Raw genomic sequence first — 3,708 nt, 5'->3', positions numbered from 1 at the left:
TATGCCAAGTAATCACAAGCATCTATAATTCATTACCAACTCATTCGCAACTTAAAGTTAAAGGTGAAGGCATTCTTCATTAAATGAGCCATTTAATTAAACCTTAGTTAATGTTAATTATCCTTAGAAAAGCTTATAACCCATTCACTTTAATTCCTAGACCAGGGCCGGTAGTCTAGCCTGGAAGGATGTCCAGGAGCCTAGCCCTCAGGAAGGCCTGACTAAATGATGGTTAATCATAGTCTTTACTAATCTTAGAGTTAAACATTTAGATTTAAAGCCATCCATATGAGCTAAGATGAGAATCAACATAATTCCTATGAGGAAACAATGGATTAAGCATTATGGCTGATTACATGTCTATCGATAATTAAATACCTGCATAGTGAAATACCAAGTGATTATTCCTGATAATTAATGTAAACTACACCCCAATTAGCTTGACCAGCCCCATTTGTACCCGCTATACCAAATATGTAAGTACCACTAAGTGGAGGCGTAAAGTAATTACTTAAGCTTAATGTGAAGCTTGCTGATTGACCAGTATTTAAGTCATAGGCAATACCGGTTAAGGTATTGGTGTTAGGGTTATAGCTCACTGTAATGCATATATAATTACCTGGATTAGGCTGAAAGTAACCACTACCAATGCCATCCCAACCCGCGTACGGGTAACCAAGGTTTGGTGATGGGTATGGACCCACATGCGCCTTTGGTCCATGGGGGTTTGAGGCAACCCACACATCCCACTGGCCAGGCGCGCCATCTGCCGTATATGCGTACTGCCATAGTGGGTTCCACTCAATGACTAAGTACTGCGATGAACTTTGTGGGAACATCACATCACCTTGCACGGGCGATATAGTAGTTGTGTATATGTTAGATGCTGCGTAGGGTATTGAGTAATTGGAATTACTGTTTACCCCCCACATGGTGGGTTTTAGGAATAGGTAGATTATGTACCCATCACCAACGTAGGGATACACCCACGAGAATATTGGCGTCCCATTATTGGAATACACGCCAATCATGGTTATTGTGACAACGCCACCGCTGTAACTCTCCTGCCAAAACATGGCGCCAGACGACCAGCCATACGTAGAATCAACCATCTTGAGAATAGGCTGATTAATACTGGTTGATATNNTAGTACCAGTAATTGCTTGGTGATGCAAGTGGCCCATAGTAAGTAGGCCAGGAATTAGTTGGAAAACCAGCATTATCACCCTGATAAACATGAGGCGCGTACCATGATTGTTTCCCATTTAGTAGATTCATTACGTTTGATGTTGGTGGGTTTATGGTTTCGGTAAATGAATAATAATAGGTTACTCCAGTAACTGGTGAGAAACCGTACCAGCCATTTAATGTTAATGTGCTTGTAACCGGAGTATTAAGTATAAGTTCCTGAACCAAGGTATTTAAGCCAGCCTTTAGGCTTATGTTTCCCTGCCCAGGGTAAATTCGGGTATCGTTAATATACGCATAATTTACGTTAGAGGCTGTGGTGATGGCCATGGTTAATGTGGCTGAGGTGCTTGAACTTAATTGAGTAAGTGGCGTTGATAATATGTAGCCGCTTGCTGTACTTAAGGTGTATGCTGTTATTGTTGATGAGAAGCCAGTATTGGTTGAACTCCATGAAGCGCAGCCGCATGGGCATGAACCAGTTAGGGCAGTTATTGGGGATGGTATTGGTTTTGCTCCTATTGAGCCTTTGTAAATGAATATTACATGAGCCAATGCAATTAAGGCTACTATCAGTAGGATTACTGAGGCGGTAATTATTTTAATCCTCCTCAGCATACTCAATCACCGTAACCTTTTCTTCAAAAACCCTCTTAACAGCCTCATGTATAACGTAGGCTATAGCCTCATTAGGCGGCATTAAGAGGCCAACCTCCACTGGGGCTACTTCACCAAGTGGCTTATTAGCTGCATCAATTAACGATAGAGCTAGTTTACCATCAGCTTCCCTAATCACTAAGTTACCCACAATTATGGTACCCTGAGCCTTAACGTATGGTATGTTTAGCCTTTTTAAGGCTTGCTCAACAGTCATTAGGGGGCCGTATTCAGCTAGGGTCTGTGCAAGGCTCCATGCCCTATACTTAATCCACCTAGCCCTAGTAACCATGTTAAGTATAGCCACAGCCGCTGACATAGCCAAAATATACCCTGGTATTCCAAAAGCCGGTGAGTGGGGCAGTGCTACGTATAAGTAGCCGTTTGGTGTTGGTTCAATTAAATAACCCTTAACCTGCATGTACCTTTCCTGAAACAATACTGTGTCAGCAAACATGGTTAAGGCTAAGGTAATAAGTAAGGCTGATAAGTAAAGCGAGTAAACGCTCCTCCTCCAAATAAGCGGCACTAATGCTGAGTCAAGGGCGAAGAAGGGCACTAGGTAAACAGTGGGCGGTGGTACAATGTAGGTTACACCGAAGAATGTAACCACGAAGCCCCAGGGCATTAACCTAAGGTAGTAGTTAGGGCCCTTAATACTCCAGGCAGGTATGAATAACCAAGTGATTATGAAAGCTAGTACTAAGCTCAGCAGTATTAGAACTTCAATTCTCATATTAACCACTCCTAATCACTATAAATGTAGTGAATTCCGTGGTATTAACTGTTGGATAAAGGTAAGTTATGTAGGTTGGCATAAAGAGCGTGTAATATACGCCATGCATCATACTACAGCCGTAAATGTATACGTGGCCAACATTACTTGGCCTTATAGGTAACTCAATTTCAACCACATGGTTACCTGACGGAATAAGTAAGCTTATGTTAAATGGGTGATTAATGGTACTGAATACGAATTCATGCGTATAAGTAGTGAATAAAGACGTATTAACAGTATAATGAATTATGGCTGGTACAACCAATGATGCGTTTAAGTAAATGATTAAAGAGCAATTAACATATGTGAAGTTAATAATGCTTATGGAATTAAACACATGAATGGGTTCAACATTGAAGAAGGCTATATATGCACTACTACCGTTTAAGTAACCGTAAATTATGCCCTTAATGCCTACACTACTTTTACTAATGTAATCAGGCATCAACGGTAGCTTAGCTACTAAGTCACTGTTAACGCTAGCTGACTGCCCAGTGTCGATAATCTCAATCCAACCATTAATAGGCGTGAACCTTAATACTTCATTCCTAATGATTGATACCTTTACGTAAACCCCATTACCAGTTACATTAATTAATGAAACTTCAGCATAAGGCACATTCATTAGCGTATACTGCCTAATTAATGACGGAGCAAGCTGAGCACTGGCCCAAATAGCCACCAATGCTAGGAGAATTAGAGGTATAGAGATTGTGAGGAAGATTTTAAAATTTGACTTTGAAGCCACAAGGCTACCACCAATATTACGATGGTACTGATACTGCCTCGTTACCTATTACATTATAGCCGAAGTTAATGGTAACAGTTTCAGGTCCAGCGCTTGAAACCGGCGTATTAGGTGATGCATAAATATTTATATAATATGTGCCAGTATTTAAGGAGCAGGTATTACTAGGTACCGAGGATACTGAACCACCGCTTAATATCTGAAATTCACATAATGTGCCTGAACCTTGTGAAGTAATATATATTATTAAATTGTTTATTAATGCAGTACCTGAGATGTTGGGTACTACATTATTTACATATAAGTAACCAGGGGTATTAACCTGCAATATACCAGC

At 40.6% G+C, this 3,708-nt stretch carries 4 protein-coding genes; all 4 read right to left on the bottom strand.

The features are described from left to right. Positions 1 to 401: 401 nt before the first annotated feature. Positions 402 to 1,112: a hypothetical protein gene (locus tag BP896_RS05720; protein ID WP_291766630.1), complete on the bottom strand. Its 711-nt coding sequence runs from the start codon at positions 1,110 to 1,112 to the stop codon at positions 402 to 404. 677 nt (positions 1,113 to 1,789) lie between these two features. After that, positions 1,790 to 2,581, bottom strand: a complete 792-nt coding sequence (locus tag BP896_RS05715; protein WP_291766629.1) for a hypothetical protein — start codon at positions 2,579 to 2,581, stop codon at positions 1,790 to 1,792. Between the two features lies 1 nt (position 2,582). Continuing rightward, positions 2,583 to 3,371, bottom strand: coding sequence for a hypothetical protein (locus BP896_RS05710; RefSeq protein WP_291766626.1), 789 nt, complete (start codon positions 3,369 to 3,371; stop codon positions 2,583 to 2,585). A 16-nt stretch (positions 3,372 to 3,387) separates the two neighbouring features. Beyond that, positions 3,388 to 3,708: hypothetical protein (locus BP896_RS05705; RefSeq protein WP_291766625.1), on the bottom strand; the 321-nt coding region annotated here is incomplete at its 5' end.

The sequence above is a fragment of the Caldivirga sp. UBA161 genome, assembly GCF_002506515.1.
Classification (GTDB): Archaea; Thermoproteota; Thermoprotei; order Thermoproteales; family Thermocladiaceae; genus Caldivirga.
The sequence above is the reverse complement of the archived record's forward strand: the minus strand, read 5'-3'. Positions and strand labels throughout refer to the sequence as shown.

What these genes read in the sequence shown, in the direction of transcription:
- BP896_RS05720 (WP_291766630.1), bottom strand. Translation starts at nt 1,112, where the DNA reads ATGGTTGATTCTACGTATGGCTGGTCGTCTGGCGCCATGTTTTGGCAG.
- BP896_RS05715 (WP_291766629.1), bottom strand. Translation starts at nt 2,581, where the DNA reads ATGAGAATTGAAGTTCTAATACTGCTGAGCTTAGTACTAGCTTTCATA.